Below are 24,736 nucleotides of genomic sequence, written 5' to 3' on the forward strand. Positions count from 1 at the left end.
TCCCGGTGGGCCGGGGGACCGAATCACCAGGAACCATCACGAGCATGAGAGCCGTGCTTCTCGCCCCCGCCGCCCTGGTGTCCGTGGCGCTCGCCTGCCCCGCCCTCGTCCCCGCCGCCGCCTCCGCCGCCGCTCCGGCCGCTTCCGCTCCGGCCGCCTCTCCCCCGGCCGCCCACGCCTCGGGCGCCTGCTCCGGCGTGCCGTCGGACTTCGACGGCGACGGGCGCGCCGACCTCGCGGTCGCCGCGCCGTACACCAGGACGGGCGGGCACGCCCGCGCCGGATCGGTCACCGTCCTGTACGGCCTGCGCACCGCCCGCAGGCTCACCCAGGACGCCGGCGTCGAGCAGGCCGGGCACACCGAACGCGCCGAGCCGGACGACGAGCGGCCGGACCGCGGAGCGACGGACGACGACGGGCGACCGGACCGCGGAACGGACGGGAGCGAGACCGGGGACGCGTTCGGCTCGGCGCTGGCGACCGGCGACTTCGACGGCGACCGCTGCGCCGACCTGGCCGTGGGCGTCTCCGAGGAGGACCGCTCCCGGCCCGGGGCCGACGGCGACGGCGCGGTACGGCTCTTCCACGGCTCCGCCGGCGGGCTGCGTCCCGGCGAGACCATCGACGCCGGGGACCTGGGCCACAAGCGGGTGCCCGGCCGGTTCGGGGCCGCGCTCGCGGCGGGGGACCTGGACGGCGACGGCGACGACGAGCTGGCGATCGGCGCCCCCGGGCTGGGCGGCGGCGCCGTCGGGGTGTACGGGCTCACCGGCCGCAGGCCCTCCATGGTGACCCAGAGGACCGGCTGGGTCGGGCAGCACGAGCGCGAGACCGACCAGTTCGGCGCGGTGCTCGCCACCGGGGACTTCGACGGGGACGGCCGCGCCGAGATCGCCGTGGGCGCGCCCGCGGACACGATGCTGAAGAACGGCCAGGGTGCGGTCACCGTGCTCGACGTCCGGCGCCGCAGGGCCGTCCTGCTCACCCAGGACACCCCGGGGATCGGCGGGCGCGCCGAGGTGTGGGACTTCTTCGGCTCGGCCCTGACCACCGGCGACTTCGACGCCGACGGCCGCGACGACCTGGCGATCGGCGTACCGGGCGAGGGCCTGTCGCGAAACCAGCGGGCCATGGACTACGGCGACGGCACCGTGCACGTCGTCTACGGCTCCTCCGCAGGGCTGCGCGCCGCCACCTCCGAGGGGTGGTCGCAGCGTTCCCTGAACGGCCGGCCGCGCTACTTCGACCGCTTCGGCGCCTCCCTCGCCGCCGGGGACCTCAACGGCGACGGCGACGACGAGCTGGCGATCGGCGTACCGGGCGAGAACGCCGTCCAGATCCTGGCGGGGACCCGCTCCGGCGGCCTCACCCGGCACGGCGACCTGCTGGTCACCGGCAAGGGCGGGGACTTCGGCGCGGCCCTGACCGCGGTCGGGGGGCGCGGCCTGGTCGTCGCCGCCCCGCGCGCCGGCAGGCTCACGCTGCTGCGCGGCACCGTGCGCAAGGGCCCCTACCCGGGGATCAGGCCCTCGACGGCGCGGACGCTGGCGACCGCTCCCAAGGACGCCCTGTTCGGCTACGCGTTCGCGTCCGCGTCCGCGTCCGCCGGACGCTAGGAGCCCGTACCGTTCCGGCCCGGAACCACTTTCGAGCCGGGAACGAGACCCTCCCGTTCCTGGGCGTTATCTAGGATGTCGGTCATGATCGGCGCAGCGCAGAGAACCGTCCGTGATCTACGTCGAGGCAACCGGGCGACCGTGCTGCGCGCCCTCTACTTCGACGGGCCCGCCAGCCGCCAGGAACTCAGCGAGACCATCGGGCTCAGCCCCGCCACCGTGAGCAACGTGACCGGTGACCTGCTGGAGAGCGGGGTCGTCGTCGAGGCCGGCCTGGTCGACTCCGACGGCGGCAGGCCCCGGGTGCTGCTGCGCGTCAACACCACCCACGGCTACACCATCGGCGTCGACGTCGGCGAGACGCACGTGCGCGCCGAGCTCTTCGACCTGGACATGAACCGCCAGGGCCGCGCCGAGTACGCGCTCAGCCCGGTCCGGCACGACGCGGACCTGGTCGTCGGCCACGTCCTGTCCGGGATCGACGCGCTCCTCGGCGAGAGCGGCGTGCCCGCGGAGCGCGTGCTGGGCGTGGGGGTGGGCGTCCCCGGGATCGTCGAGCCCGGGCCCGACGCGCTGATCCACGCCCCGACGCTGGGCTGGGACGGGGTGCCGCTGGGCAGGCTCCTGCGGGCGGGCACGGACCTGCCGCTCTTCGTGGACAACGGCGCCCGGTCGATGGGCCAGGCCGAGCTGTGGTTCGGCGTGGGGCGCCGCGCCCGGCACGCCGTCGTGGTGCTGATCGGCTCGGGGGTCGGGGCGAGCATCATCACCGACGGGACCACGTACCTGGGCGCCGACAGCAGCGCCGGTGAGTGGGGCCACACGAAGATCGCGATCGGCGGGCACCGCTGCCACTGCGGCGCGCGGGGCTGCCTGGAGGCGTACGTCGGGGCCAGGGGCATCCTGGAACGGGCCGGGGTGTGGACCGAGACCGTCGACGAGCAGGCCGCGCTGGCCGAGCTGGTGACCGGCGGCTCCCCGGTGATCGACGAGACCGTCACCTACCTGGGCGTCGGCCTGGCCAACCTGATCAACATGTTCAACCCCGAACGGATCATCATCGGCGGCTGGGCCGGGGTGCTGCTCGGCGAGCACCTGCTGCCGAGGATCAGGAAGGTCGCCGCGGACAACTGCCTGGCGCAGCCGTACAGGACGGTCTCCATCGGGCTGGGCCGTCTCGGCGTCGACTCCGTCACGCTGGGCGCCGCCACGCTCGTGGTGGAGGACTTCCTGCGCGCCGCGGGGAGCCCGGCGGGCGCCGCCGTTCCCGCGCGCCCCCGGAACCCGGCCGGGGCACGCCCCTGACGCCGGGCATCCGGGTGGTCACCGGGTCAGCGGATGCGCGTGTCGGCCTTGATGGTGCGCCGGACCTTCTTGACGAGCCTGCCCCTGTCGGCCTTGGCGTCGGAGGTGGTGATCGCGCCGAACCTCACCGCGGCGGTGCCGCGGCGCGAACCGGCCCAGGCGCGGATCCGCACGGCCGTCGCGTCGCCCCGGTCGAGGGAGGTGATCCAGCAGGACAGGCTGCGGCGCTTGACGGAACAGCTGACGCTCCGCGGCTTGGAGATCACCTTGATCCTGCGGAAGCGGGTGGAGAAGGTCCCGGCGAGCATCACGTAGTGCTGTCCCTTGGCCTTCCTGTTCTTGATCTTGACGGTGTAGACGAGGGAGCCGCCCCGGCGGACGTGCCGGGGGAAGGAGATGGTGTACCCGAAGTCGGCAGCCGCCCTGCCGGACGCCGAGAAGCCGGACGCCGAGAAGCCTGACGCCGGGGAACCGGACGCCTGGGAGGCGGACTGCGGAAAGGCGGGTCCGGCCGTCGCGGCGGTCGCGGCGGGCGTGTGGGCGAGGAGGGTGCCGCCCAGCGCCGCGGTGAGAACCGCGGCGCCGAGCCTCGTGGTGGTTGGCCTCATACGCGGCATCATCCACCAAATCCGGACGGATTCCTCTGGTGCTCAGGTCAGTGAGGCCTGTCCTGCCGGGATGGTGAGCCGGGCACCGGTCTTCGCCGGGGCGCCCTTCCTGCTGATGCGCTCCAGGACGCGGAAGTCGGCGTCGAGCTTCTCGGCGGTGACGCGGCAGACGATGTACCCGCGCCTCTGGTCCAGGTAGGAGATGTGCGGGTTCTCCGCCATCGTCTCGGCGATCCGGCCCTCGTCTCGGTAGCCGTCGCCGTCGCTGGCGATCGAGGAGGCGACCAGCTCCACCGCCACCCGGGGCGAGTCGGGGTCGTCGAAGTCGAGCTTCAGGTCGGCCGCGTGGTGCATGTGCGCGTCACCGGTCAGCACCACCGGGTTGGCCGCGCCCGACTTCTGGAAACCGGTCAGCAGGCGGGTGCGCTCCGCGGCGTAGCCGTCCCAGGAGTCCATGTTGACCTCGGTGCCCGGCCCCACCTTGACGTCGCGCTGGGCCATCAGGATCTGCTGGCCCACCAGGTTCCAGCGGGCTTCCGAGGTGGCCAGGCCGTCCAGCAGCCACTCCCGCTGGTCCCTGCCGAGCAGGGTGCGCCCGCTCGCGAGCCGGTCGTCGCAACCGGACCGCAGCCCGTCCTCGCAGGCCTGGTCGTCGCGGAACTGCCGGGTGTCGAGCAGGTGGAAGCGGGCCAGCGGCCCCCAGTCCACCCTGCGGTGCACGCGCATCGCCGCCCCGCCGGGCACGCTGGTCCGGCGCAGCGGCATGTTCTCGTAGTACGCCTGGAAGGCGTCGGCCCTGCGCCTGGCGAAGGCCGGGGCGCCGGAGCTGGACACGTCCGCCGCCCAGTTGTTCTCGATCTCGTGGTCGTCGAACGAGACCAGCCAGGGCGCGACCGCGTGCGCCTCCTGCAGGTCGGTGTCGCTCTTGTACTGCGCGTGCCGCATCCGGTAGTCGGCCAGGGTCACGCACGGGCCCGGGGTGTGCTGCCGGACGCTCCCGCCGAGCGCCGCGTACCCCCGGGGGCCGTACTCGTACATGTAGTCGCCCAGGTGCACGACCAGATCCGGCTCCTGCTCGGCCAGCCTCCGGTACGCGGTGTAGAAACCGTGCTCGTAGTGGGCGCAGGCCGCGACCGCGAAGGTGAGCGAGGCCGACGCCGACAGTGCCGGGGCTCCCGACGACGACCCGGACGACCCGGACGACCCGGACGAGGGGGCCGGGGGGGCCGACGGGGTGGTGCGGGTGCGCCCGACCGGGGACAGCCGCCCCTCGGCCCGGAAGCGGTAGAAGTACTCCCTGCCGGGCTCCAGGCCCTCGACCTCGATGTGGACGCTGTGCGCCCGCCTCCAGCGGGCGCTCTCGGTGCCCCTGCGGACCACCCGGGAGAACCGCTCGTCGGTGGCGAGCTGCCACTCCACGTCCACGTCCCGGCTCGGCATCCCCCCTCGGCCGTTCAGGCCCAGCGGGTCGAGGGCGAGCCTGGTCCACAGCACCACGCCGTCCGCCGACGGGTCGCCCGAGGCGACGCCCAGGGTGAACGGGTCGGCGGCCAGGGCCCGCGAGGCGAGGGAGACGCTCGGCGAGGCGAGAGAGGCCCCGGTCAGCAACAGGCCGCCCGTACCGGCGGCGGCGATGGAAAGGAACGCTCTGCGTGACGGCTTCTGCTCCACGCCCCCAGTGCAACCGGCCGACCTTTCCCCGTCGTGGCCTGCGGCTCACGGCAGGATGAACAGGGACCGCACAGGCGGGCGCCCGGCCCCGCCGGGCCGTTCAGCCCAGGTACGGCTTGAGGTGCGCGTTCAGGGCGCCGCAGCCCAGGTACTTCTCCACGGTGTGGAAGTCGATCCAGTCGAGGTCGACCAGGGCCTCCTGGTCCACCCCGGTGAAGCAGGTCCGCAGGCCCGGCGGGATCGCCGCGATGTCGTCCTTGTCGGCGATGTTGACCCAGCGGCCGACCGAGCGGGGCCGCTCGCCCCGGCCGTCGACCGGGGCGGGCACCAGGTGCTCGAAGATGACGTTGCGCATGCCCAGCGGGCTGCCGAGGGTGATCAGCAGCTCGACCTCCAGGTCGGGGTTGGCCCAGAGCGTCTCGTAGGTCACCACGCTGCCCAGCGAGTGCGCGATCACCACCCGGGGACGGTTGCGCCTGATCACCTCGGCCACGGCCGCCCGCGACCTGGCCCGCGCCTGGCTCCCGGCGGCCATGTAGGCGGCCACCTCGGGGCAGAAGAGCCTGGCGAAGTCGGCGGCGTTGCCCTGAAGGCGGCCCAGCAGCCAGCCGGCCACCCGGTTCAGGGCCCCGGTCACCCCCTCCCCCACCGCGTCGAGCTGCCCGGCCCAGGCGACGAGGACCTTCTGGGCCCCGGCGTCCATGCTCTGCACCGCGCGCGCCGTCTCGTCCTTCTTCTCCCCGAGCAGGTGGGCGTAGTAGGCGATCTCCGTGACGTAGCGCTCCTTCGCGTACGGCCTGCCCCCGGTCAGTCCCATGTGCAGGTAGCGGTCCCACTTGTCGCGCATCGCCGTGGCGGCACCGGTGACCGAGTTGCCCGCCTCGCGGTAGTACCGGTATTTGCCGATGCCGTGCACACCGACGATCGTGCCCATGCGTCCCCGCCTCCCGTACCGGATGTCCCGCCGCGACCGATGCCGGCGGTGTGCGCCTCCGCCGGGCGCGCGGCCCCGGGCGAAGGTCTTCTCCGGGCAACTGTGACGGAAGGAAACCTCCCGCCACAAGGCCGTGCCGGGGCCCGCGCGGACGGGACCCCCGGAAACCGGTGATCACATCCCGGACGGGCATGAAACCCTGTGGTCCGCGCCCGTCCCCCCTGGATACCCTGGGAACGCACCCCGCGCCCGGCCGCACCCGGCCGGGAACGCGTCCCGCGAGCAGCGAGAAGGAGGTCCCCATGCCCGGCCCGCTCCAGGTCAACGGTTCGGTCTCCATCCCCGAGGCCGAGCTCGGCTGGCGGTTCTCCCGCTCCTCCGGGCCCGGCGGGCAGGGGGTCAACACCACCGACAGCCGGGTCGAGCTCAGCTTCGACCTGGCCGCCACCGAGGCGCTCGGCCCCGTCTTCAAGGCCCGCGCCCTCGAACGGCTCGGCCCCCGCCTGGTGAACGGCGTGATCACCATCGCGGCCTCGGAGTTCCGCTCCCAGCTGCGCAACCGCGAGGCCGCCGAGATGCGGCTGGCCCAGACGTTGCGCGAGGCGATCGCCCCGCCGCCCAAGAAGCGCCGCCCGACCAAGCCGAGCCGGGGCGCGGTCGAACGGCGGATCGCCGCCAAGAAGCGGCGCTCCGACCTCAAGCGCCTGCGCGGGGACCAGCGCTGACCGTCCCGCCCCCGCGCACGGCCGCGCCTCCGCACGGCCGCGTGCACCCGGGAAGGGGTCTCGCGGGCGGGGCAAGCCGCCGGGGACGGCGTGACACAATGGCCGCATGCCCGTCGTGCCGAGCGTCCGCGCCGTTCTCCTCGATGACGACGACCGGCTGGTGCTGTTCCGGCGCACGGTCCCGGGCAAGGAGCTCTACTGGTCGATCCCGGGCGGCCACGTCGAGCCCGAGGACGCCTCGCTGGAGCACACCCTGCACCGCGAGGTCATGGAGGAGCTCGGCGCCGTGGTCTCCGCGGTCACCCCGCTGACCACCCTGGAGTGCGTCCGCGACGAGGGCGTCAAGACCCAGCACGTGTACGGCTGCCGGCTGGTCTCCATGGACCCGGCGCTGCGCTGCGGCCCGGAGTTCGACGACCCCGCGCGCGGCCACTACGAGGTGATGCGCCTCCCCCTCGACCCCGCCGCGCTCTCCGCCCTCAACCTCGTCCCCCCGGAGCTCGGCGCCTATCTCGCCGGCACCGTCACCCGCCTGCCCGCCCTGATCGGCTGACCCCGCCCGGACGGTCCCGCGCCCCGCGCGGTCCCGCCCCTTCGCACCGCCCCGCTCCGCGCAGCGTCCGGCGACGGAGCGGAAAGGGACCGGACGCCCCCTAGTCGATCAGTTCGATCAGGTCGGCGACCGAGTCGACCACCCGGGACGGGCGGAACGGGTAGCGGTCGACCTGGTCCTTGCTGACGACCCCGCTGAGCACCAGGATCGTGTGCAGCCCCGCCTCCATGCCGGAGACGATGTCGGTGTCCATCCGGTCACCGATCATCGCGGTGGTCTCGCTGTGGCCGTCGATGGCCCGCAGCGCGCTGCGCATCATCATCGGGTTGGGCTTGCCCACGAAGTACGGCTCCACCCCGGTCGCCTTGGTGATCATCGCGGCGACGGCGCCGCACGCCGGCAGCGACCCCTCGTTGGACGGCCCGACCGGGTCGGGGTTGGTCGCGATGAACCGGGCACCGCCCTCGATCAGCCGGATCGCCCGGGTGATCTGGGTGAAGCTGTAGGTGCGGGTCTCGCCGAGGACCACGTAGTCGGGGGCGAGGTCGGTCAGCACGTAGCCGATCTCGTGCAGGGCCGTGGTCAGCCCCGCCTCCCCCACCACGTACGCCGAGCCGCCGGGCCGCTGGCCGTCCAGGAACCTGGCCGTGGCCAGCGCGGAGGTCCAGATCGCCTCCGGCGGGACGTCCAGGCCTGCGGCGCGCAGCCGGACGGCCAGGTCGCGCGGGGTGTAGATCGAGTTGTTGGTCAGGACCAGGAACCGCTTGCCGGACTCGCGCAGGCGGCGGATGAACTCGTCGGCACCGGGCACCGGGTGTCCTTCGTGGACGAGGACACCGTCCATGTCCGACAACCAGCACTCGATCGGCTTGCGCTCGTCCACCGTTCTCCCCTGCTCCCTGTCGATGAGTACAGGACCAAGGATGACAGGTACCGGAGCGGCCCTTCGTCGGCAGGCCCGCCCCCGCTCCCCCGGCCGTACATCGTGCGGACCGGTCTGTGGTGATACCCGAGCGCCTGCTCAGGGCGCGAGCGCCTCCAGGGCCTCCTCCGCCCGGCGCATCGACCCCGCGGGGTCGGCGTCCGGTGACCCGATCTCCGGGTCGAAGTTGAGATCGTGGAAGACCTCGGTGACGCCCCTGGCCCCCAGCGCGGCGACGTCGCCCCGGATCTCCTCGAACGAGCCGGTCAGCGCCTCGCGGCCGGCCGCTCCCGCCGGGCGGACGCGTGTGACGCCCCGGGTGACGAACCGCAGCGTCCCGGGATCGCGTCCGGCGTGACGGGCCGCTTCCTTTACAATGTAGATTTTTTCATTGATGCCGTCGAGGTCCTCGCGGCTCGAACTGATCCAGCCGTCCGCCAGCCGGCCCGCGCGCCGCAGCGCCACGTCCGCCGACCCGCCCAGCAGGATGGGCGGCACCGACGGCGGCCTGGGATCCTGGTGCGCCGCCGGCAGGTCGTAGAACTCGCCGCGGTGCTCCACGGTCTCCTCGGTCCACAACCGGCGCAGCAGCGGGACGAACTCCTCCGCGCGCCGCCCGCGCCGCTCGAACGACGCCCCCGAGGCCGCGAACTCCTCGGGCAGCCAGCCCAGCCCGAGACCGGCGTCCAGCCGCCCGCCCGAGACCGCCTGCAGGCTCGCCAGCTGCTTGGCCAGCAGCGCGGGCGAGGCGAACGGGATGTTCAGCACCGCCACCCCCAGCCGGATCCGCTCGGTCAGCCCGGCCAGGTAGGCGAGCGTGACCACCGGGTCGTGCACGCTGCGGTAGACCGGGCCCATCCCGTGGCCCCGCGGGTAGAGCAGGCGCTGGAAGGTCCACAGTTCGTGGTAGCCGAGCTCCTCGGCCCTGCGGGCGACCCGCGCCATGTTGGCCGGTGTCGCCCAGGACCCCGACACCGGCACCGCGAAACCGATCCTCATGCCCGCACCCTATTCGCCCGGATGCGCGGGCGCCGATCGGTGGTTCACTTGCCGGATGGAGAGCGAGGACCTGATCGACCGGCTGCGCCGGATCGGCCTCCGGTACGGCGGCGTGCCCGGCACGGTGATGCCGACCAGACCGGACGTGATCATCGTGCGGGCCGGTCCCGTCGTGGTCAAGGCGCACGCGCCCGGCGCGGAGCGGGAACCGCTGGTGGAGCGGATGCGGGCCGTCGCCCACCCGGCGCTGCGCGGGATCGTGCTGCGTCCGGTGACCGAGGAGGTCATGACCGCCGGGGACCGGCTGGTCACCGTCTGGCCGGCCGGGACGCCGGTGGACCACGACGACCCGGACGCGGCGCCCTGGGAGGCGGCCGCCCGGCTGCTGGCGCGGCTGCACGCCGTACCGGCGGGGACGCTCCTCCCGCTGCGGGCCGCGGGCGGTCCCGCGCGGGTGGGCACGACCGTCGCCCGGCTCGGGGAGGGCTCCGCCGCGGAGCTGGTCGTGCGCCGGGCCTTCACCTGCCTGCCCCTCGACGCCGATCCGGGTACGGGTGCCGGCGCTCCGGGCGCCGGGCTGACCCACGGCGACTGGCACATGGGCCAGCTGGTCCGCGCCCCGGACGAGTGGATCCTCATCGACGTCGACGACCTGGGCGTCGGCGACCAGGCCTGGGACCTGTCCCGGCCGGCCGCCTGGTTCGCGGCCGGGCTGCTGGACCCCGAGGTGTGGCACCGCTTCCTGGCGGCCTACCGCGCCGCGGGCGGGGTCGCCGTCCCCGCGGACGGCGACCCGTGGGAGCGGCTGGAGGTCCCGGCGCAGGCGATGACCGTGCAGCTCGCGGCGGCCGCGGTGGCCACGGCGGAGCGGCAGGCGCGACCGCTGGACGAGGTGGAGGAGGTCCTGGTCGAGTCCTGCCTCAGGATTGTCCGGCATCGAAGCGCCTGCCATAGTGTGCCCACGCAGTAGGTTGTGGTTACGTCGGTAACCACGTCCGAGCAAGGAGAACAACCAGATGCAGTGCCCCAAGTGTCGGGGTGCCATGCGCACCTACGAGCGCAACGGCGTTCACATCGACCAGTGTGAGAGCTGTCGCGGAATCTTCCTGGACTACGGCGAGCTCGAGACACTGACCCGCATGGAGAGCCAGTGGGCACAGCAGTCCCACGGCGCGCCCCCGCCCCCGCCCCCGCCGCCCGCGCACGGAGCCCCCGCCTACGGCGCCCCCGCCTACGGCGCCCCCGCGTGGGGCGCCCCGCACCACGGCGGCCACTACGGTCACCACCGCCAGCGCAGCTGGGTGGGAATGCTCTTCTCCACCTGACCGGCCCGCGGCCTCACAGCAGAGCGCGAAGACCGCGCTCCCGTGGACGGGGGCGCGGTCTTCGCGTTCGCGGGAGCACGGAGGGTTCGGGGGGTCGGGGGTTCGGGGGTTCGGGGGCACGAGGGCACGAGGGCACGGTCCTCGCGGGCGGGCGCGGCTCAGCCGGGGAAGTCGCCCGGGTTGACCTTCTTGGGCTTCACGTTCCCGCCGATGACGTTGTGCAGCGTGATCCTCCACGTGGACCAGCGGATCTGGGTCGCGGTGGTGACGGTGGTGAACCGCACGCTCTTGCCGAACTGCTGGAAGTCGCACGACCGGGTGAAGGTGCGGGCCTTGGAGTCCCAGTCCTCGCCGAAGGTGTAGAAGATCTTGTAGTTGCCGTCCCGCACGCCCTGGATCTTGAAGTTCGACTTCTTGCGGACGTACACGCCGACGACCTTCCTGCCGCCGCGCGTCATGATGACGACGGCGTCCTGCGGGTTGCCGTTGCGCACCTCGAGGGAGCCGCGGCCCGTCCGGCTCTCCGAGGTGATGAAGCTGCCGTTGGACAGCCGCCGGTCGCGCTCCTTGGCCGCCTTGACCGGGACGACGCTCGCCGGGTACCCGTTCAGCGCCTCGGCCGCCTTCTCCACCGTGTCCAGCGCGCCCTCCCGGTCCATGTTGGTCAGCACGGCCGGGCCGGTGCACAGCTGCTGGGACGCGGCGTCCTGGCGGGCGCTGCCGAGGGCGGCCGACAGCTCGCGCAGGGCCCCGACGTACCCGTCGTGCTGGGCCTTCACCTCGGCGGGCGGGGCCAGCGCGGCCAGCCGGGTCACCGCGCCGTCCACCGCGGTCGTGGTCCGCTCCAGCTGCCTGCCGAGCGTCTTCAGCCCGCCGGTCCCGGCGAGCCTCTTCACCGCGTCGCGGACCGGGTCGCGCGCCTTCTCCAGCTCCGCGCGGTACTCGTCGGGCGTCAGCGCCACGGCGCCGGGCGGGGAACTGGGCGCCCCGGAGGAGGTACGGCCACCGGCTCCCTGGTCCGTTCCCACGACTCCGCCCGCGGTCGCCGGGCCGACCACGGGGTCGCCGGCGGAGCTGCAGGCGGTCAGGGCCACCAGGGTGACCAGGGCACACGAGAGAATACGGGGGGCAGTCACCGCACAACTATTGCCGTATCCGTCACGGTGCGTCAAACAGCACCGGATCGCCGGGCCGTTCCCGGCCTCCGGGCGCCGCGGGCCCCGCAGCCACCGTCCCGTCCCCCTCCGGGAAGGGGGCGCGGACGGCGCTCAGCCCGCCGGGCGGATCACCAGCAGCGACCGCGGGCGCTTGGTGAACTCCACCTCTCCGGTGACGGTGAACGTCTCGCCGTCACGGGCCAGCAGCAGCCGTCCCGAGGGTGCCGACAGGCGCAACGTGTCGGCCTGCCACTGCTGGTAGTGCTGCGACAGCTTCACCCTCCCGGCAAGGAGGCTGAGGAAGACCCGTACCCGGGGCAGCCGGTCGGCGGCGGCGAGCACGCGGATGTCCAGCAGCCCGTCCTCCAGGCGGTGCCTGCGGGAGGGGGCTCCGCCGCGCGGCTCGTGCAGGCAGTTGCCCACGAACACCGTCCAGACGCGGCGGGGCACGCCGTCCACGACCAGCTCGACGGGGCGCGCGCCTTCCGGGCCGAGCAGCTCGGCCATGGCCCAGAGCAGGGCGGGCCACTTGCCGATCCGGCGCTTCCTGCGTTCCCTGCGTTCCATCAGGGCCGGGTGGACGCCCACGGTGGCGCTGTTGACGAACGTCCGGCCCGCCACCTCCCCGACGTCGACGGCGACGAGGTCGCCGTTGTGGTACGCGTCCACGGCCTCCTGGACGCTCTCCACCCCGAGCGCGCGGGCGAAGCGGCCACGGCCCCCGGTGGGCACGACCAGCAGCGGGGTGGCCCCGCCCGCCGTCTCCTGGGCGGCGAGGTCGACCGCGGGGTCGCCCCCGGCCACGACGAGCACCTTGGCCCGGGCGGCCGCGTCCCGCAGGGCGGACCCGAGGTCGGCGCCCCGCGTCACCTCGACGACCTCGGCCCGGGGCAGGGCCGCGCGCAGTTCCTGGGCGACGCCCGCCTCGGCGGCGTCGTCCACCACGGCGATCGCCCCCTCGCCGTCGGGGTCCAGCCGCGCCGAGGGCGCGGTGAGCGCGGCGCGGGCCTGCCCGGCCTCACCGGCCTCGGGCCAGATGCGACGGGTGATCAGCCCCGCCGCCACCCCGATCGCGGCTCCCGCGAGCACGTCGCCGGGGTAGTGCACGCCGGTGTAGACGCGGGAGAAGCAGACTCCGGCCGCCAGCAGCGCGACCGGGACGGCGACCGCCCGGGGCGCCTCCATCGCCACGGCGGCGGCGAAGGCGGCGGCCGAGGCGGAGTGGCCCGAGGGGAACGACGCGGAGACCGGCATCTTGATCAGGCTGGCCGGGAGCCCCTCGGCCGACGGCCGGTTGCGGCCGAAGGCCTGCTTGCCGACCAGGTTGACCAGCGGGCTGGCCAGGCTGACCGCGAGCAGCCCCCTGGTCGCGGCGCGGCGCAACGGCCGGCGTCCGCTGATCGCCAGCGCACCGGCCAGCCCGGCCCACAGCAGCGAGTTGTCGGCCGCGCGGGACAGCGCGGGCACGATCCGGTCGAGGCCGGCCCCCCTGGTGCCCGCCACCATGGCGAACACCCGCCGGTCCAGCCTGCCCAGACGCGAGCTCAACCGCATGCGCCGCACCCCCTGCGATGACGAAAAGCACTGACGAACCGGCAGCCGTTCGGTCCTGCCGGATACCCCGATACCCGGTGCCTACCACGTTTGCACGGCGCCCGTCCCGGCTCCGGTCCCGCGCCGCGTCCCGTCCTCGCTCCCCGTCCCCGCTCCCCGTCCCCGGTCTCCTCCCGGGATCGGGGACGGGACGGGGATCCGGACCGGGTCCGGGCACGGAGGGAGGGGCCGGGGCCCGGCCCTCCGCGCCACGAAGAGGGCCGCGGTCAGTCGTCCGCCGCGGCGTCCGCGCGCGCCGAGGCCGGGGCCGGCTCGTGGCCCCGGGCGGCGAGCTCCGCCTCGACGGCGTCGCAGACGGTCTCCACCACGGTGACGCGGGCCAGGCGCTTGTCGTCGCCCGGGACCACGTGCCACGGCGCCCCCGGGTGGTCGGTGCGGGCGAGCATCTCCTCCACGGCGGCCTCGTACTGCGGGCGCTTCTCGCGGTTGCGCCAGTCCTCGTCGGTGAGCTTCCAGGCCCGCAGCGGATCGTCGGCCCGGTCCTGGAAGCGGCGCAGCTGCTCCTCCTCGGAGACGTGCATCCAGAACTTGACCATGATCATGCCCTCGGCGACCAGGGTCCGCTCGAACTCCACGATCTCCTCGTACGCGCGCGACCACTGCCGCTCGGTGGCGAAGCCCTCGACCCGCTCCACCAGCACCCGCCCGTACCAGGAGCGGTCGAACACGGCCATCCCGCCCCAGCCGGGCAGGACCGGCCAGAACCGCCACAGGAAGTGGTGGCGCTTCTCGTCGTAGGTCGGCGCGGCGAACTGCGCGACGCGGACGTGGCGCGGGTCCAGCGGGCGCACCAGGCGCTTGATGGCGCCTCCCTTGCCGGAGGCGTCCCAGCCCTCGAAGACCACGCACAGCGGCGGGCCGATGCGTTTCTCACCGACCTGGCCGCCGAGCGTGAGCCGCAGGCGGAGCAGACGTTCGAGGGCCTCGTCGAGGCGCGCGGACGCCTCCTTCTTGGGGAGCTTCCGCGAAAGGTCGATCTTGGACAGGCGGTTCATACCGACAAGCCTCGCATGTCCCTCGGAGCGGGGGGTGCCGGGAACGGCACGCGTCACGCTCTCCCGGCCCGCACCGCATCGTGACAGCCCACCGCACCGCACCGTGACGGGCCCACCGCACCGGACGGGCCCGCGACGGCGCGGGGCCGGTGCGGAGTCGGCGCGGGGCCGGTGCGGGGTCGGAGCACGCGGCAGCGCGGGGACGGGGTCCGCGGCCGGGTCAGGTCACGTCAGGTCAGGTCAGGTCAGATCAGGTCAGGTCAGATCAGGTCAGGTCAGGTCAGGCGGTCCCGGTAGACCCTTCTGGCCCGCTCGATCACGTCCAGGTGGTCGCCGAGCTGTCCGGGCGCCTCGAACGTGCCCTCCTCGCGCAGCAGTCTCTCCAGGGTGTCCAGCCATTCCAGGCACCAGGCGACGTCCTCGGCCCTGGCCACGTGGCGGCCGTCCACGTCGAGGTAGACCGGGCTGGTGTGGGCGTACACCTCGCGGGTGAAGGAGCGCTCGTGCGGCCCGCCCGTGGCGACGGCGACGACGTAGGTGGGCTCGCCGGCGACCAGTTCGGCGGTGAGCTCGTCCGGTGGCCCCTCGGCCAGGACGCCGTCGGCGGTACGGATCTCCAGCCGTTCCACCTCCGGGCCGATCGAGCGGGCGGTGACCGTGATCCGCTCGCCGGGTGAGAGGTCCAGGGTCGCGCCGGGGCCGTGCCCGGCGGCCGACAGCTCCAGCCAGGGCCCGGTGGTGCCGAAGGTACGCCCCCGCCTGACCGCCTCGGCGAACGACGCCGCGCTCAGCGGCCCGTCCACCCGGGCGTAGACGCGGGCCCAGCCGGGCGGGTTGGACTGGTTGCCGCGCCGGGTGAAGGAGACCATCGCGTCGGTCCCGGCGGTGACCGCGATGCGGTTGCCCGCCCCGATCAGGCGCCGGTAGACGGCTGCGGTGGCGGTGATGGAGGTCTGGCTGAGCACGTCGAGCGTGTCGACGAGGCCGAGCGCGGCGTCGGCGACGATCTCCCGGGAGGAGCAGTCGCGTCCCTGCCGCAGGGCCTTGTCGGGCGCGTCGGTCTCGGCGAACGGCGCGTGGAAGGGGTGGCTGTAGCCGGTGACGGCGCCCAGCGCGCGGAGCTCCTCGCAGGCGACGCTGTTGGGCGGCCAGTCGGCGGTGCCGAGGAACCCCGTGTGGAAGCGCGACGGCGGGGCCGACACGCCGAACGCGTACAGGTGGCCGAGCAGGTCGTTGCGGTACTCGACGCCGATCCTGGCCACGTGGGAGGCGTCCGACCAGGGCAGGTCGCGTCCGGCCCAGTGCTCCAGCGCCTCGGCGTCGTATACCCGCTCGGAGGACACGTTGCCGGCGACCAGGTTGAGCACGTGCAGGTCCTCGCCGTGCTGCATGACCCCGGCCAGGCCCGGCGTGCCCACCATGTCACCGGCCCAGTTGAGGTGGACGTGCATGTCGCCGCCGTACCAGCCGCGTGCCGCGGCGTCGTAGAGCCGCTCGGGGGCCAGCTCGGCCAGCGTCTCCTCACCGGGCACCGGGGTGATCACGGCCTCGGCGGAGGCGTACTCCATCCCCCGGGAGACCCGTACGGTCAGCGGCTCGGCCGGGACGTCCAGGACCAGGTCGTCCCCGTGGAAGTAGGGCATCACGTGGTAGTCGTGCCGGGCGGGCGCGCCCTCGGGGTACCAGCCCTGGCCGTGCTCGCCGTACACGGTCCACTTGCACGGGAAGCCCGCGCGCACCCGCAGGCGGGCGGCCGGGGCGGCGCGGGTCAGCGGTGACAGGTCCACGGGCGCGCCGTCGGCGACCACCTCGCTGCGGCTCGTGATCGTGATGAGCCGGGCGCCGCCCGAGGCGATCACGTGGGCCCGCCCGTCGACCAGCACGGTGGCCGGTTCCTGCCGCGCGGAGTCGACCAGCAGCGTGGTGCGCAGCGGCCGGCCGTCCAGTACGGCCTGGGCCCGCGCCTCCAGCGTGACGCCCTCGGCGGCCAGGCGGAGCGCGGCGAGGTTGCCGAGCACCCTGCCCGCCAGGACCGCGCGGACGACCTCGTCCATGTCCAGCTCGTCGAGCCGGGTGCCGAGCTCCTCGGCCGACGCCCCGGGGTAGCGGGCGCCGAGCATGCCGTAGCAGACCTCCCAGAAGGTCGTCGTCCCCATCAGGTAGGCGTCGGCGACCATCGACCGGACGTAGAAGACGGGATCCTCGCCCCAGGTGACCCCGTGCTCGGCCAGCAGCGTCCGGTACTCGCCGAGCGCCCGCGTCACGCTCAGCGGCATGTCCGCATCGTCACACATAGAGGTCTCTCCGCACGGTAGGGCTCCCGGTGTGGCCGCCATCGTGGCACGGCCCGTCCGGGGCACCGCCGGCCCACGTCCCGGGGGGAGGGATTCGTCCCTAGCGGAGGGGCAAAAGCCCCTCCGGGGTGGTGGTCCTCCTCCCGGAGCGGACGGGCGGCGGCTGCACGGCGCACGACCGGCGCACGACCGCCGCACGACCGGCCGATGGCCGGACGACGATCCGGCCGCGGGACCCGACCGGTGGACCCGGCCGGTGGACGCGGCCGGTGTCGTCAGCGGGGCCGGCGGGCCCGGCCGGCCGGTCAGCGGGCTAGCGGGCTGGCGGAGGCCGCGGGTCACGGCCGGTGGATCGCGGCCGGCTGCGCCGGGGACGCCGCCTCCGGCCGGGGCGGGGGCGACGTGCCCAGCCGCCTGTGCATCGCGTGCTCCACCAGGGCGATGAGCACCTCCTTGCCGCACTCGCGCCGCCTGGCGTCGCACAGCACGATCGGTACGTCCTCGTGCAGCGTCAGACCGTTCCTGATCTCGTCCAGCTCGTAGCGCCGGGCGCCGTCGAAGCAGTTGACCGCGACGACGAAGGGGGTGCCGCACCGCTCGAAGTAGTCGAGCGAGGGAAAGCAGTCGGCCAGCCTGCGGGTGTCGGCGAGGACCACCGCGCCCAGGGCGCCCAGGGTCAGCTCGTCCCAGAGGAACCAGAAGCGCTCCTGCCCGGGGGTGCCGAACAGGTAGAGGCGGTAGTCGTCACCGATGGTGATGCGGCCGAAGTCCATCGCGACCGTGGTGGTCCGCTTGGTCTCCACCCCGGACAGGTCGTCGATGTCGAGGCTGCGGTTGCTCAGGGTCTCCTCGGTGCGCAGCGGCTCGATCTCGGAGATCGCGCCGACCAGCGTGGTCTTGCCCACGCCGAACCCTCCCGCGACCAGGATCTTGATCGCCCTGGGCAGTTTCGTCTGCCCGGTGCCGCGACTAGAGCGCCCGGAGTTCATCCGAGATCACCCCGTACGGCCTCTCGTCGTGCATGTCGGTCTCCGGATGCGGTTCGTGCACGGCGGCGAACTCCTGGTCGGGCTGGACGCCGGGAGGGACACGGGCCGTGCCCGCCGCGGGGCCGACGCGGACGGTGATCTTCACGATCGGCCGCGGTCCCGGTCTTCGACACGTCCGGATCGTCACGCAGCGTGATGTACGCCGTGAACGTCCGGAGGGCGGTGAGCGACACCGGACGCGAGGTGATCTCGGTCCGCGGGCTCGCGTCCCGCAGGTGCATGACATCCATCCCGGAAGGAGAAAGAAAACGAACGGTACTTTCGAACGGTCGACACGCAGGGTTCGGACGGTCGCCATATCGCACGGGATCAGACGTGCATCCCCACTGCTCCTGCCGAACCTTAGCAATGCCACTAAAAACCCTCAAGAGCGAACAGAATAGATCCTGTTCGCCGCTCCTTGTTAATTCCGGATGGTTTTCTCGGTACGGGCCCCTTCGGAAGGGGTGCGGTCCGCCGAGCCGGACGAGGCGCGCTCGCCCCGTCCGCGTGGCCGTCATCGGCGAGCACGGCCCTCCGGACACGGGAACGGTGTCCCGGCCGGGAACCCGGGGGCCCGTCCAACGGCTGGTCGAGGTCGGGATCGGGACCGGGATCGCGACGGCCACGGCCGCCATTCCGGCCGCCGGAGGAACACCGGGGGAACACCAAGGAACACCGAGAGCACCAAGGAACACCGAGGAACATCGCGTCACCGGATCGTGACCGTCGCTTCGGGGAAGGTCCTCTTACCGCCCCATTCCCGCTTTAAACATTGGAACGTGTCGTATCGCGACTTCGATAAATCAGCGCGTGCGGTATCTACGGCTCCGCCGGGAGTGAGCAGGCTCATATACGCCGCCGCCCCCGGCCGGAGCGGCCTCCCCCGCTGCCCTCACGGCCGCCCGGCGGGCCGGTCTCCCTGCCAGCCGGTCACGCTGGGTGAGAGGGGGGTCGCGACCGGAGTCCCGCCGCCGGCGGGCCGCCCGGCGTGCGACGGGGTGGTCAGCCGGCCGCGCCGAAGGCCGCGAGGACGCGGTCGGCCGCCGCCGAGGGCGTCAGAAGGCCCTCGCGCACCTCGTCCTCCACCCTGGTGATGATCGCCGCGACCTCGGGGTTCTCGCGGAGCCGGGCGAGCAGCCGGTCGGTGATCAGCGCCCAGGTCCAGCGGACCTGCTGCAGCCGGCGGCGCTCGGCGAGCTCCCCGGAGACCTCCAGGGCGTCGCGGTGGGCGACGATCCGCTCCCAGAGCTCGTCCAGCCCGGTGCCGGTCAGCCCGCTGCAGGTGAGCACGGGAGGCGTCCGGTCCGCGCCCAGCAGGCGGAGCGCCCCGGCCAGCTCCCTGGCGGCCCTGCGCGCGTCCAGCTCGTGCGGGCTGCCCTCGGCGCCGTCGGCCTTGTTGATGGCGATCACGTCGGCGAGCTCCAGCACGCCCTTCTTGATGCCCTGGAGCTGGTCGCCGGTCCTGGCCAGGGTGAGCAGCAGGAAGGTGTCCACCATGTCGGCGACGGCCGTCTCGGACTGGCCGACGCCCACGGTCTCCACCAGCACGACGTCGTACCCGGCCGCCTCCACCACGACCATCGCCTCGCGGGTCGCGCGGGCGACGCCGCCCAGCGTGCCCGAGGTGGGCGAGGGACGGATGAACGCGTCCGGGTCCGTCGCCAGGCGGGACATCCGGGTCTTGTCCCCCAGGATGCTCCCGCCGGTGCGCGTCGAGGACGGGTCCACGGCCAGCACCGCCACCCGGTGCCCCCTGCCCGTCAGCCGGGTGCCCAGGGCGTCGATGAAGGTGGACTTGCCGACGCCCGGCACGCCGGTGATGCCGACCCTGCGCGCCGCTCCGGCGCGCGGGGTCAGCTCGGCCAGCAGCCGCTGGGCCAGCTCCCGGTGGTCGGCCCGGGAGGACTCGACCAGCGTGATCGCGCGCCCGATCCAGGCCCTGGACCCCTCGGTCACCCCGCGGACGTAGTCGTCAAGCGTCCGCGTCATGGCCCAGCCGGGTGAGCAGGTCCGCCAGCAGCCCCCGGGCGGCGTCGGCGATCACGGTGCCGGGCGGGAAGATCGCGCTCGCGCCCGCCGCGCGCAGCGCGTCGAAGTCGCCCGGCGGGATGACCCCGCCGACCACGATCATGACGTCCTCGGCGCCCAGGTCGACCAGGGCCTCGCGCAGCGCCGGCACGAGCGTGAGGTGCCCGGCGGCCAGGGAGTTCACGCCGACCACGTGCACGTCGGCCTCGACGGCCTGGCGGGCGACCTCCTCGGGCGTCTGGAACAGCGGGCCGACGTCCACGTCGAAGCCGAGGTCGGCGAAGGCGGTGGCGATCACCTTCTGGCCCCGGTCGTGACCGTCCTGTCCCATCTTGGCCACCAGGATCCGGGGACGGCGCCCCTGGAGGCGCTCGAACTCGGCGCACGCGGCCCGTACCTCGTCCACGCCCGATCCCACCTCCTCGCGGTACACCCCGGTGATCGTACGGATCTGTGCCGCGTGCCGGCCGAAGACCCGCTCCAGCGCGTCGGAGATCTCCCCGACCGTGGCCATGGCGCGGGCCGCCTCGATGGAGAGCGCGAGCAGGTTCCCGTCGCCCTCGGCCCCCTTGCTCAGCGCCGCCAGCGCCTCCTCGACCCTGGCGGGGTCGCGCTCGGCGCGCAGCCGGCGCAGCTTCTCCACCTGCTCGGCGCGTACCGCGGTGTTGTCGACCTTGAGCACGTCGATGGGCTCGTCGGCGTCGGGCCGGTACCTGTTGACGCCGATGACCGGCTGGCGGCCGGAGTCGATGCGCGCCTGGGTGCGGGCGGCGGCCTCCTCGATGCGGAGCTTGGGCAGCCCGGCGTCGATCGCCCTGGCCATGCCCCCGGCGGCCTCGACCTCCTCGATGTGCGCCCAGGCCCGCTCGGCGAGCTCGTGGGTGAGCCGCTCGACGTAGTAGGAGCCGCCCCAGGGGTCGATGACCCGGCAGGTGCCCGACTCCTGCTGCAGCAGCAGCTGGGTGTTGCGGGCGATGCGGGCGGAGAAGTCGCCGGGCAGGGCCAGCGCCTCGTCCAGGGCGTTGGTGTGCAGCGACTGGGTGTGGCCCTGGGTGGCGGCCATCGCCTCGACGCAGGTGCGCACCACGTTGTTGTAGACGTCCTGGGCGGTCAGCGACCAGCCGGAGGTCTGGCTGTGCGTCCGCAGCGAGAGCGACTTGGGGTTCTTCGCGCCGAAGCCGGAGACGATCCGCGCCCACAGCAGCCGGGCCGCCCGGAGCTTGGCGACCTCCATGAAGAAGTTCATGCCGATGCACCAGAAGAACGACAGCCTCGGCGCGAACCGGTCGACGTCCAGGCCGGTCTCCACGCCGGCCCGCAGGTACTCCATGCCGTCGGCGAGGGTGTAGGCCAGCTCCAGGTCGCAGGTGGCCCCGGCCTCCTGGATGTGGTAGCCGGAGATCGAGATGGAGTTGAACTTCGGCATCCGCTCGCTGGTGTACGCGAAGATGTCGGAGATGATCCGCATCGACGGCGCCGGCGGGTAGATGTAGGTGTTGCGGACCATGAACTCCTTGAGGATGTCGTTCTGGATGGTCCCGGCCAGCTGCTCGGGCGCCACCCCCTGCTCCTCGGCGGCCACGACGTACAGCGCCAGGACCGGCAGCACCGCGCCGTTCATGGTCATCGACACGCTCATCCGGTCCAGCGGGATGCCGTCGAAGAGCTGCCGCATGTCGTAGATGGAGTCGATGGCCACGCCCGCCATGCCGACGTCGCCGGTCACGCGGGGGTGGTCGGAGTCGTAGCCCCGGTGGGTGGCCAGGTCGAAGGCGACCGACAGGCCCTTCTGCCCGGCGGCCAGGTTGCGCCGGTAGAAGGCGTTGGACTCGGCCGCGGTGGAGAACCCGGCGTACTGCCGTACCGTCCAGGGCTGGTTGACGTACATCGTCGGGTACGGCCCGCGCAGGTACGGCGCGGCGCCGGGGTAGGTGTGCGGGAAGTCCAGGCCGTCGATGTCGGCGGCGGTGTAGAGCGGCTTGACGTCGATGCCCTCGGGCGTCTCCCACACCCCGTCCGGGGCGGGGGCCGGTTCCGGGGCGTCCGCGACGCCGGCGGCACCGGCGGCCGGTCGCGGGCCGAGCTCGATCTCGGAGAAGTCGGGAATCACCGGGCCACCCCCAGGTCGTCGAATGTCGTGCGGAGCACGCCGAGCGCGTCGCATCCGGCGTACAGCCGGGAGTCCACGCCCTCGAACTCCCCCTTGCCCGCCAGCCAGATCCGCGTCGCGCCGGCCTTGCGCAGCGCGGCGGCCACCGCCTCGGCGTGCTCGGCGTACAGGCGGTCGCTGGAGCACAGGCACGCCACCGGGGTGCCCGCGGCGGTGAACGCGGCGGCGATCTCCTCGGGGTCGGTCGACGCGCCGCCGGGGACGGTGGCGATGCCGCCCGCCCGGAACAGGTTGGCCGCGAACGAGGCCCGCGCGGTGTGCGCGGCCGGCGGGCCGACGGTCGCGAGGAAGACCGCGGGCCGTTCCCGCTGCGCGTCGGCCAGGTCGCGCAGCGCCTCGTACTCCTGGGCGTAGTGCACGCTCTCCCACGGGTGCGCGCCGGCGCCCCCGCCGGGCCCCCTCTCCGGCCGGGGCCGCCTGAGGACGGGCCGCTCGTCGAGGTCGGGGAACTCGCTGACGCCGGTGATCGGGTCGCGGCGCCGGGCGATGGCGGCCGAGCGCCGCTCCCAGGTGGCCGCCAGCCGGCCTGCGACCAGGCCTGAAGCGAGGGCGCCGGCCATCCCTCCGGCGCGCTCGATCTCCCGGAACCACTCCCAGGCCGCCTCCGCCAGGTCCTCGGTCAGCCGCTCGACGTAGAACGAGCCCCCGGCCGGGTCGACCACCCGGGCCACGCCCGCCTCCTCCACCAGCAGCGACTGGGTGTTGCGCGCGATCCGGCGGGAGAAGGCGTCGGGCAGGCCGAGCCGGGCGTCGAAGGGCTGCACGGTCACCGCGTCGGCGCCGCCGGTCCCGGCCGCGAAGCAGGCGAGCGTGGTACGGAGCATGTTCACCCACGGGTCGCGGGCGGTCATCATGGCCGACCCGGTCACCGCGTGCTGCCGCTGCGGCTCGCCCGGGACGCCGCACGCCTCGGCGACGCGCGCCCAGAGCCTGCGGGCGGCGCGGAGTTTCGCGATGGTGAGGAACTGGTCGGCGGTGGCGGCGTAGCGGAACTCCAGCTGGCCGAACGCCTCGCGGGCCCGCAGGCCCGCGCCGGTCAGGGTCCGCAGCGCGGCGACGCCCGCCGCGAGGGAGCAGCCGAGCTCCTCGGCGTCCCCGCCGCCCGCGTCGTGGTACGGCGTGGCGTCCACGACGACCGCCCGCAGGCCCGGGTGGTCGGCCGCGCAGCGGCGGGCCAGCTCGGCCGCGGTCGCGGGATCGGCCAGCGGGTCGGCGCCCAGGGTCCCGGTGAGGGCGGCGCCCCCGCCGCCCGGTCCGTCCCCGCCGCCCCGGGCGGCCGTCGCGAACAGCGCCTCGGCCGCCTCGCGGGTCCGCCCGCCCGCGTCCAGCGCGACCGAGATCAGGTCCAGGTGGACCCCCTTCAGGGCGGCGGGCAGGTCCTCGGGCTCCAGGGCGAGCCAGAGCGAGGTGACGCCGTTCTCCAGGTCGGTGAGGATCGCCTCGGGGTCGGGCGTCTCGTGGCGCTGGCGCACCTCCCAGCCGCCCCGGGAGCGCGAGCCCCGGATGTAGGGGGCCCGTCCGGGCAGGCCGGGGTCGGCCGGAAGGTCGGAGGCGTCGTAGAGCGGCGCGATCGTCACGCCGTCGTGGGTGGTGAAGGCCAGGGCCTCCTCCGGGGAGCCGGTCTCGACTCCGGACTTGCGCAGCACCCCGAGCGCCAGTTCCCGCCACCGCTCACGGGTGACCGATGGGAACTCGCCGGCCGATCGAGGGTCCTCAGGCGGCACCGTCATGCACCGGATACTAGGCGCAGCCCGGCCGGCGGTGCTCGCCGGACCCGGGTCCGGAGCCGATCTTCGTGCGGCCCGCGAGTCAGCCGACCGGCTCCTCCCAGGAGGCGTTCCAGGTCACCCGGTCGACCGCGCCGGTGACCCGCAGCCCCTTCTCCTTCTGGAATCTGCGGCACACGTCCTCCGACGCCGGGCCGTACAGCCCGTCGACGTCGAGGTTCCAGCCGCGGTCGAGCATCTGCCGCTGCCAGGTGCGGACGTCCTCACCGCGCATGACCGGCGGCTGGGTGAGGGTACGGCCGGGGAAGGAGGGGTGCGGCTCGGGCGGGGTGCCGGGGCCCGCGCCGGGACGGGGGGCGCCCCGCCTGACCCAGGAGTAGAGGGGTTCGCCGGGGCAGCTGGTCGAGTAGCCGTCGCGGTGGCCCTTGATCTCCCTGCCGGCGCCGCCCTTGTCCCTGAGGTACTCGACGGCGTCCAGGATGCCGTGCAGGATGCCGTCGTTGGGCCGGGTGAACCCCGAGGAGCCCACCAGGCCGAGCACGGCGTAGTGGGCGCTGTTGAGCCCGGCGCCGTTGGCGGCCGGCACGCGGTGCAGGCCGCGGCCCTCGAACACCTTCCGGTGCGGGCAGACCAGCAGGGAGTAGCCCACGTCGATCCAGCCGTTGCCGTCCATGTGGTGGTTCTGGATGGACTTCACCATCGCGACGCACCGGGCGTGGTCCTTCACGATGTCCGGGCTGACCTGGCCCCCCGTGTAGTGGACCTTCACTCCCCTGGTGGAGTCGAGTCTGCTGTAGGAGCCGCGCGGCGAGCGGGCGCCCCACTCGCGGCGGGTGACGAGATCGATGGCCAAGGAACGTCTCCACTGTCTGAGATATGTCGGCCCATCGGAGCGTAATGGTTGACACGTGACCGTATGGGCGGATCGGGCAACGATCGTGGTCGCGTCGTGAGGCGGGGGCACTCCGGGGCGTCGGGCAGCGAAACAGCCGTCCCCCTGACCGCCGGCGGTAGGTCTAAACCACCGCACGGATGGTGAAAACCCGTCGACCGGCGGGCGTT

The 24,736-nt window shown here is 73.8% G+C and carries 21 protein-coding genes; 6 read left to right on the top strand and 15 right to left on the bottom strand.

Annotated features, from left to right (window positions below):
* Window positions 1-44: 44 nt before the first annotated feature.
* Together ACIBCT_RS29595 and ACIBCT_RS29600 are read left to right on the top strand one after the other, a co-directional pair.
* Window positions 45-1,616, top strand: a complete 1,572-nt coding sequence (locus ACIBCT_RS29595; protein ID WP_399194082.1) for an FG-GAP repeat protein — start codon at window positions 45-47, stop codon at window positions 1,614-1,616.
* 84 nt (window positions 1,617-1,700) lie between these two features.
* Entirely contained in the window at window positions 1,701-2,921 is a 1,221-nt protein-coding gene (locus ACIBCT_RS29600; RefSeq protein WP_399194084.1) for an ROK family protein, read from the top strand.
* Window positions 2,922-2,947: 26 nt separating this feature from the next.
* On the opposite strand, the gene ACIBCT_RS29605 is transcribed toward ACIBCT_RS29600, so the two are convergent.
* The 3 genes from ACIBCT_RS29605 to ACIBCT_RS29615 all read right to left on the bottom strand — a co-directional run bounded on the left by ACIBCT_RS29605 (window position 2,948) and on the right by ACIBCT_RS29615 (window position 6,134).
* Window positions 2,948-3,529 carry a hypothetical protein gene (locus ACIBCT_RS29605; protein ID WP_399194086.1) on the bottom strand — a complete coding sequence of 194 codons (582 nt, stop codon included), beginning with the start codon at window positions 3,527-3,529 and terminating at the stop codon, window positions 2,948-2,950.
* 42 nt (window positions 3,530-3,571) lie between these two features.
* Complete coding sequence (locus ACIBCT_RS29610) at window positions 3,572-5,200, bottom strand: alkaline phosphatase D family protein (protein WP_399194088.1); 1,629 nt, start codon at window positions 5,198-5,200, stop codon at window positions 3,572-3,574.
* A gap of 100 nt (window positions 5,201-5,300) precedes the next feature.
* Window positions 5,301-6,134, bottom strand: a complete 834-nt coding sequence (locus ACIBCT_RS29615) for a hypothetical protein (RefSeq protein WP_399194090.1) — start codon at window positions 6,132-6,134, stop codon at window positions 5,301-5,303.
* 302 nt (window positions 6,135-6,436) lie between these two features.
* On the opposite strand from ACIBCT_RS29615, the gene arfB reads away from it, so the two are divergent.
* Window positions 6,437-6,859, top strand: a complete 423-nt coding sequence (gene arfB, locus ACIBCT_RS29620) for an alternative ribosome rescue aminoacyl-tRNA hydrolase ArfB (RefSeq protein ID WP_399194092.1) — start codon at window positions 6,437-6,439, stop codon at window positions 6,857-6,859.
* A gap of 106 nt (window positions 6,860-6,965) precedes the next feature.
* Window positions 6,966-7,412, top strand: a complete 447-nt coding sequence (locus ACIBCT_RS29625; protein ID WP_399194094.1) for an NUDIX domain-containing protein — start codon at window positions 6,966-6,968, stop codon at window positions 7,410-7,412.
* A 100-nt stretch (window positions 7,413-7,512) separates the two neighbouring features.
* Here the strand turns inward: ACIBCT_RS29625 and ACIBCT_RS29630 are convergent, their stop codons facing one another.
* Window positions 7,513-8,295: an HAD-IIA family hydrolase gene (locus tag ACIBCT_RS29630; protein WP_344900137.1), complete on the bottom strand. Its 783-nt coding sequence runs from the start codon at window positions 8,293-8,295 to the stop codon at window positions 7,513-7,515.
* Between the two features lie 138 nt (window positions 8,296-8,433).
* Window positions 8,434-9,333 (bottom strand): TIGR03619 family F420-dependent LLM class oxidoreductase, encoded by a 900-nt coding sequence (locus tag ACIBCT_RS29635; protein ID WP_399194095.1) that lies wholly within the window; start codon window positions 9,331-9,333, stop codon window positions 8,434-8,436.
* Window positions 9,334-9,388: 55 nt separating this feature from the next.
* Between ACIBCT_RS29635 and ACIBCT_RS29640 the strand changes: the two genes are divergently transcribed.
* Both ACIBCT_RS29640 and ACIBCT_RS29645 read left to right on the top strand, forming a co-directional pair.
* Complete coding sequence (locus ACIBCT_RS29640; RefSeq protein ID WP_399194097.1) at window positions 9,389-10,303, top strand: phosphotransferase family protein; 915 nt, start codon at window positions 9,389-9,391, stop codon at window positions 10,301-10,303.
* A gap of 46 nt (window positions 10,304-10,349) precedes the next feature.
* Window positions 10,350-10,658, top strand: a complete 309-nt coding sequence (locus ACIBCT_RS29645; RefSeq protein WP_399194099.1) for a zf-TFIIB domain-containing protein — start codon at window positions 10,350-10,352, stop codon at window positions 10,656-10,658.
* A gap of 158 nt (window positions 10,659-10,816) precedes the next feature.
* Here ACIBCT_RS29645 and ACIBCT_RS29650 read toward each other — a convergent pair whose 3' ends face one another.
* From ACIBCT_RS29650 to ACIBCT_RS29695, 10 genes are all read right to left on the bottom strand, one after another.
* A complete protein-coding gene (locus tag ACIBCT_RS29650) occupies window positions 10,817-11,794 on the bottom strand; it encodes a hypothetical protein (RefSeq protein ID WP_399194101.1) in 978 nt (325 codons plus the stop codon).
* Window positions 11,795-11,926: 132 nt separating this feature from the next.
* Window positions 11,927-13,369: a bifunctional phosphatase PAP2/diacylglycerol kinase family protein gene (locus ACIBCT_RS29655; protein WP_399194102.1), complete on the bottom strand. Its 1,443-nt coding sequence runs from the start codon at window positions 13,367-13,369 to the stop codon at window positions 11,927-11,929.
* Between the two features lie 266 nt (window positions 13,370-13,635).
* A complete protein-coding gene (locus ACIBCT_RS29660; protein ID WP_399194104.1) occupies window positions 13,636-14,424 on the bottom strand; it encodes a polyphosphate kinase 2 family protein in 789 nt (262 codons plus the stop codon).
* A gap of 275 nt (window positions 14,425-14,699) precedes the next feature.
* Window positions 14,700-16,700 (bottom strand): CehA/McbA family metallohydrolase, encoded by a 2,001-nt coding sequence (locus tag ACIBCT_RS29665; protein ID WP_399194106.1) that lies wholly within the window; start codon window positions 16,698-16,700, stop codon window positions 14,700-14,702.
* Window positions 16,701-17,056: 356 nt separating this feature from the next.
* A complete protein-coding gene (locus tag ACIBCT_RS29670) occupies window positions 17,057-17,707 on the bottom strand; it encodes a GTP-binding protein (RefSeq protein ID WP_399194108.1) in 651 nt (216 codons plus the stop codon).
* The gene (locus ACIBCT_RS29675; protein WP_399194110.1) at window positions 17,688-17,852 is read right to left on the bottom strand and encodes a hypothetical protein; all 165 of its coding nucleotides are present in this window, start codon (window positions 17,850-17,852) and stop codon (window positions 17,688-17,690) included. The genes ACIBCT_RS29670 and ACIBCT_RS29675 overlap by 20 nt, the downstream gene beginning before the upstream one ends.
* Window positions 17,853-18,751: 899 nt before the next feature.
* On the bottom strand, window positions 18,752-19,738 hold the full coding sequence (gene meaB, locus ACIBCT_RS29680; protein WP_399194112.1) for a methylmalonyl Co-A mutase-associated GTPase MeaB: 987 nt from the start codon (window positions 19,736-19,738) through the stop codon (window positions 18,752-18,754).
* Window positions 19,722-21,941 (bottom strand): methylmalonyl-CoA mutase, encoded by a 2,220-nt coding sequence (gene scpA / locus ACIBCT_RS29685; protein WP_399194114.1) that lies wholly within the window; start codon window positions 21,939-21,941, stop codon window positions 19,722-19,724. Before scpA ends, meaB begins: the two co-directional genes overlap by 17 nt.
* Entirely contained in the window at window positions 21,884-23,677 is a 1,794-nt protein-coding gene (locus ACIBCT_RS29690) for a methylmalonyl-CoA mutase family protein (protein WP_399194116.1), read from the bottom strand. Before ACIBCT_RS29690 ends, scpA begins: the two co-directional genes overlap by 58 nt.
* Before the next feature lie 79 nt (window positions 23,678-23,756).
* Entirely contained in the window at window positions 23,757-24,527 is a 771-nt protein-coding gene (locus ACIBCT_RS29695) for an N-acetylmuramoyl-L-alanine amidase (RefSeq protein WP_399194118.1), read from the bottom strand.
* Window positions 24,528-24,736: the final 209 nt, after the last annotated feature.

Source organism: Streptosporangium sp. NPDC050855 (genome assembly GCF_044456585.1).
In the GTDB taxonomy this organism is placed as follows: domain Bacteria; phylum Actinomycetota; class Actinomycetes; order Streptosporangiales; family Streptosporangiaceae; genus Streptosporangium; species Streptosporangium longisporum.

Excerpts from the sequence above, each read along its gene's own strand:
- ACIBCT_RS29645 (WP_399194099.1), top strand. The coding sequence starts at position 10,350 with ATGCAGTGCCCCAAGTGTCGGGGTGCCATGCGCACCTACGAGCGCAAC.
- scpA (WP_399194114.1), bottom strand. The coding sequence starts at position 21,941 with ATGCGACGCGCTCGGCGTGCTCCGCACGACATTCGACGACCTGGGGGT.
- ACIBCT_RS29615 (WP_399194090.1), bottom strand. The coding sequence starts at position 6,134 with ATGGGCACGATCGTCGGTGTGCACGGCATCGGCAAATACCGGTACTAC.
- ACIBCT_RS29665 (WP_399194106.1), bottom strand. The coding sequence starts at position 16,700 with ATGCCGCTGAGCGTGACGCGGGCGCTCGGCGAGTACCGGACGCTGCTG.
- ACIBCT_RS29635 (WP_399194095.1), bottom strand. The coding sequence starts at position 9,333 with ATGAGGATCGGTTTCGCGGTGCCGGTGTCGGGGTCCTGGGCGACACCG.
- ACIBCT_RS29655 (WP_399194102.1), bottom strand. The coding sequence starts at position 13,369 with ATGCGGTTGAGCTCGCGTCTGGGCAGGCTGGACCGGCGGGTGTTCGCC.
- meaB (WP_399194112.1), bottom strand. The coding sequence starts at position 19,738 with ATGACGCGGACGCTTGACGACTACGTCCGCGGGGTGACCGAGGGGTCC.
- ACIBCT_RS29690 (WP_399194116.1), bottom strand. The coding sequence starts at position 23,677 with ATGACGGTGCCGCCTGAGGACCCTCGATCGGCCGGCGAGTTCCCATCG.
- ACIBCT_RS29670 (WP_399194108.1), bottom strand. The coding sequence starts at position 17,707 with ATGAACTCCGGGCGCTCTAGTCGCGGCACCGGGCAGACGAAACTGCCC.
- ACIBCT_RS29600 (WP_399194084.1), top strand. The coding sequence starts at position 1,701 with ATGATCGGCGCAGCGCAGAGAACCGTCCGTGATCTACGTCGAGGCAAC.
- ACIBCT_RS29605 (WP_399194086.1), bottom strand. The coding sequence starts at position 3,529 with ATGAGGCCAACCACCACGAGGCTCGGCGCCGCGGTTCTCACCGCGGCG.
- ACIBCT_RS29640 (WP_399194097.1), top strand. The coding sequence starts at position 9,389 with ATGGAGAGCGAGGACCTGATCGACCGGCTGCGCCGGATCGGCCTCCGG.
- ACIBCT_RS29660 (WP_399194104.1), bottom strand. The coding sequence starts at position 14,424 with ATGAACCGCCTGTCCAAGATCGACCTTTCGCGGAAGCTCCCCAAGAAG.
- arfB (WP_399194092.1), top strand. The coding sequence starts at position 6,437 with ATGCCCGGCCCGCTCCAGGTCAACGGTTCGGTCTCCATCCCCGAGGCC.
- ACIBCT_RS29625 (WP_399194094.1), top strand. The coding sequence starts at position 6,966 with ATGCCCGTCGTGCCGAGCGTCCGCGCCGTTCTCCTCGATGACGACGAC.
- ACIBCT_RS29595 (WP_399194082.1), top strand. The coding sequence starts at position 45 with ATGAGAGCCGTGCTTCTCGCCCCCGCCGCCCTGGTGTCCGTGGCGCTC.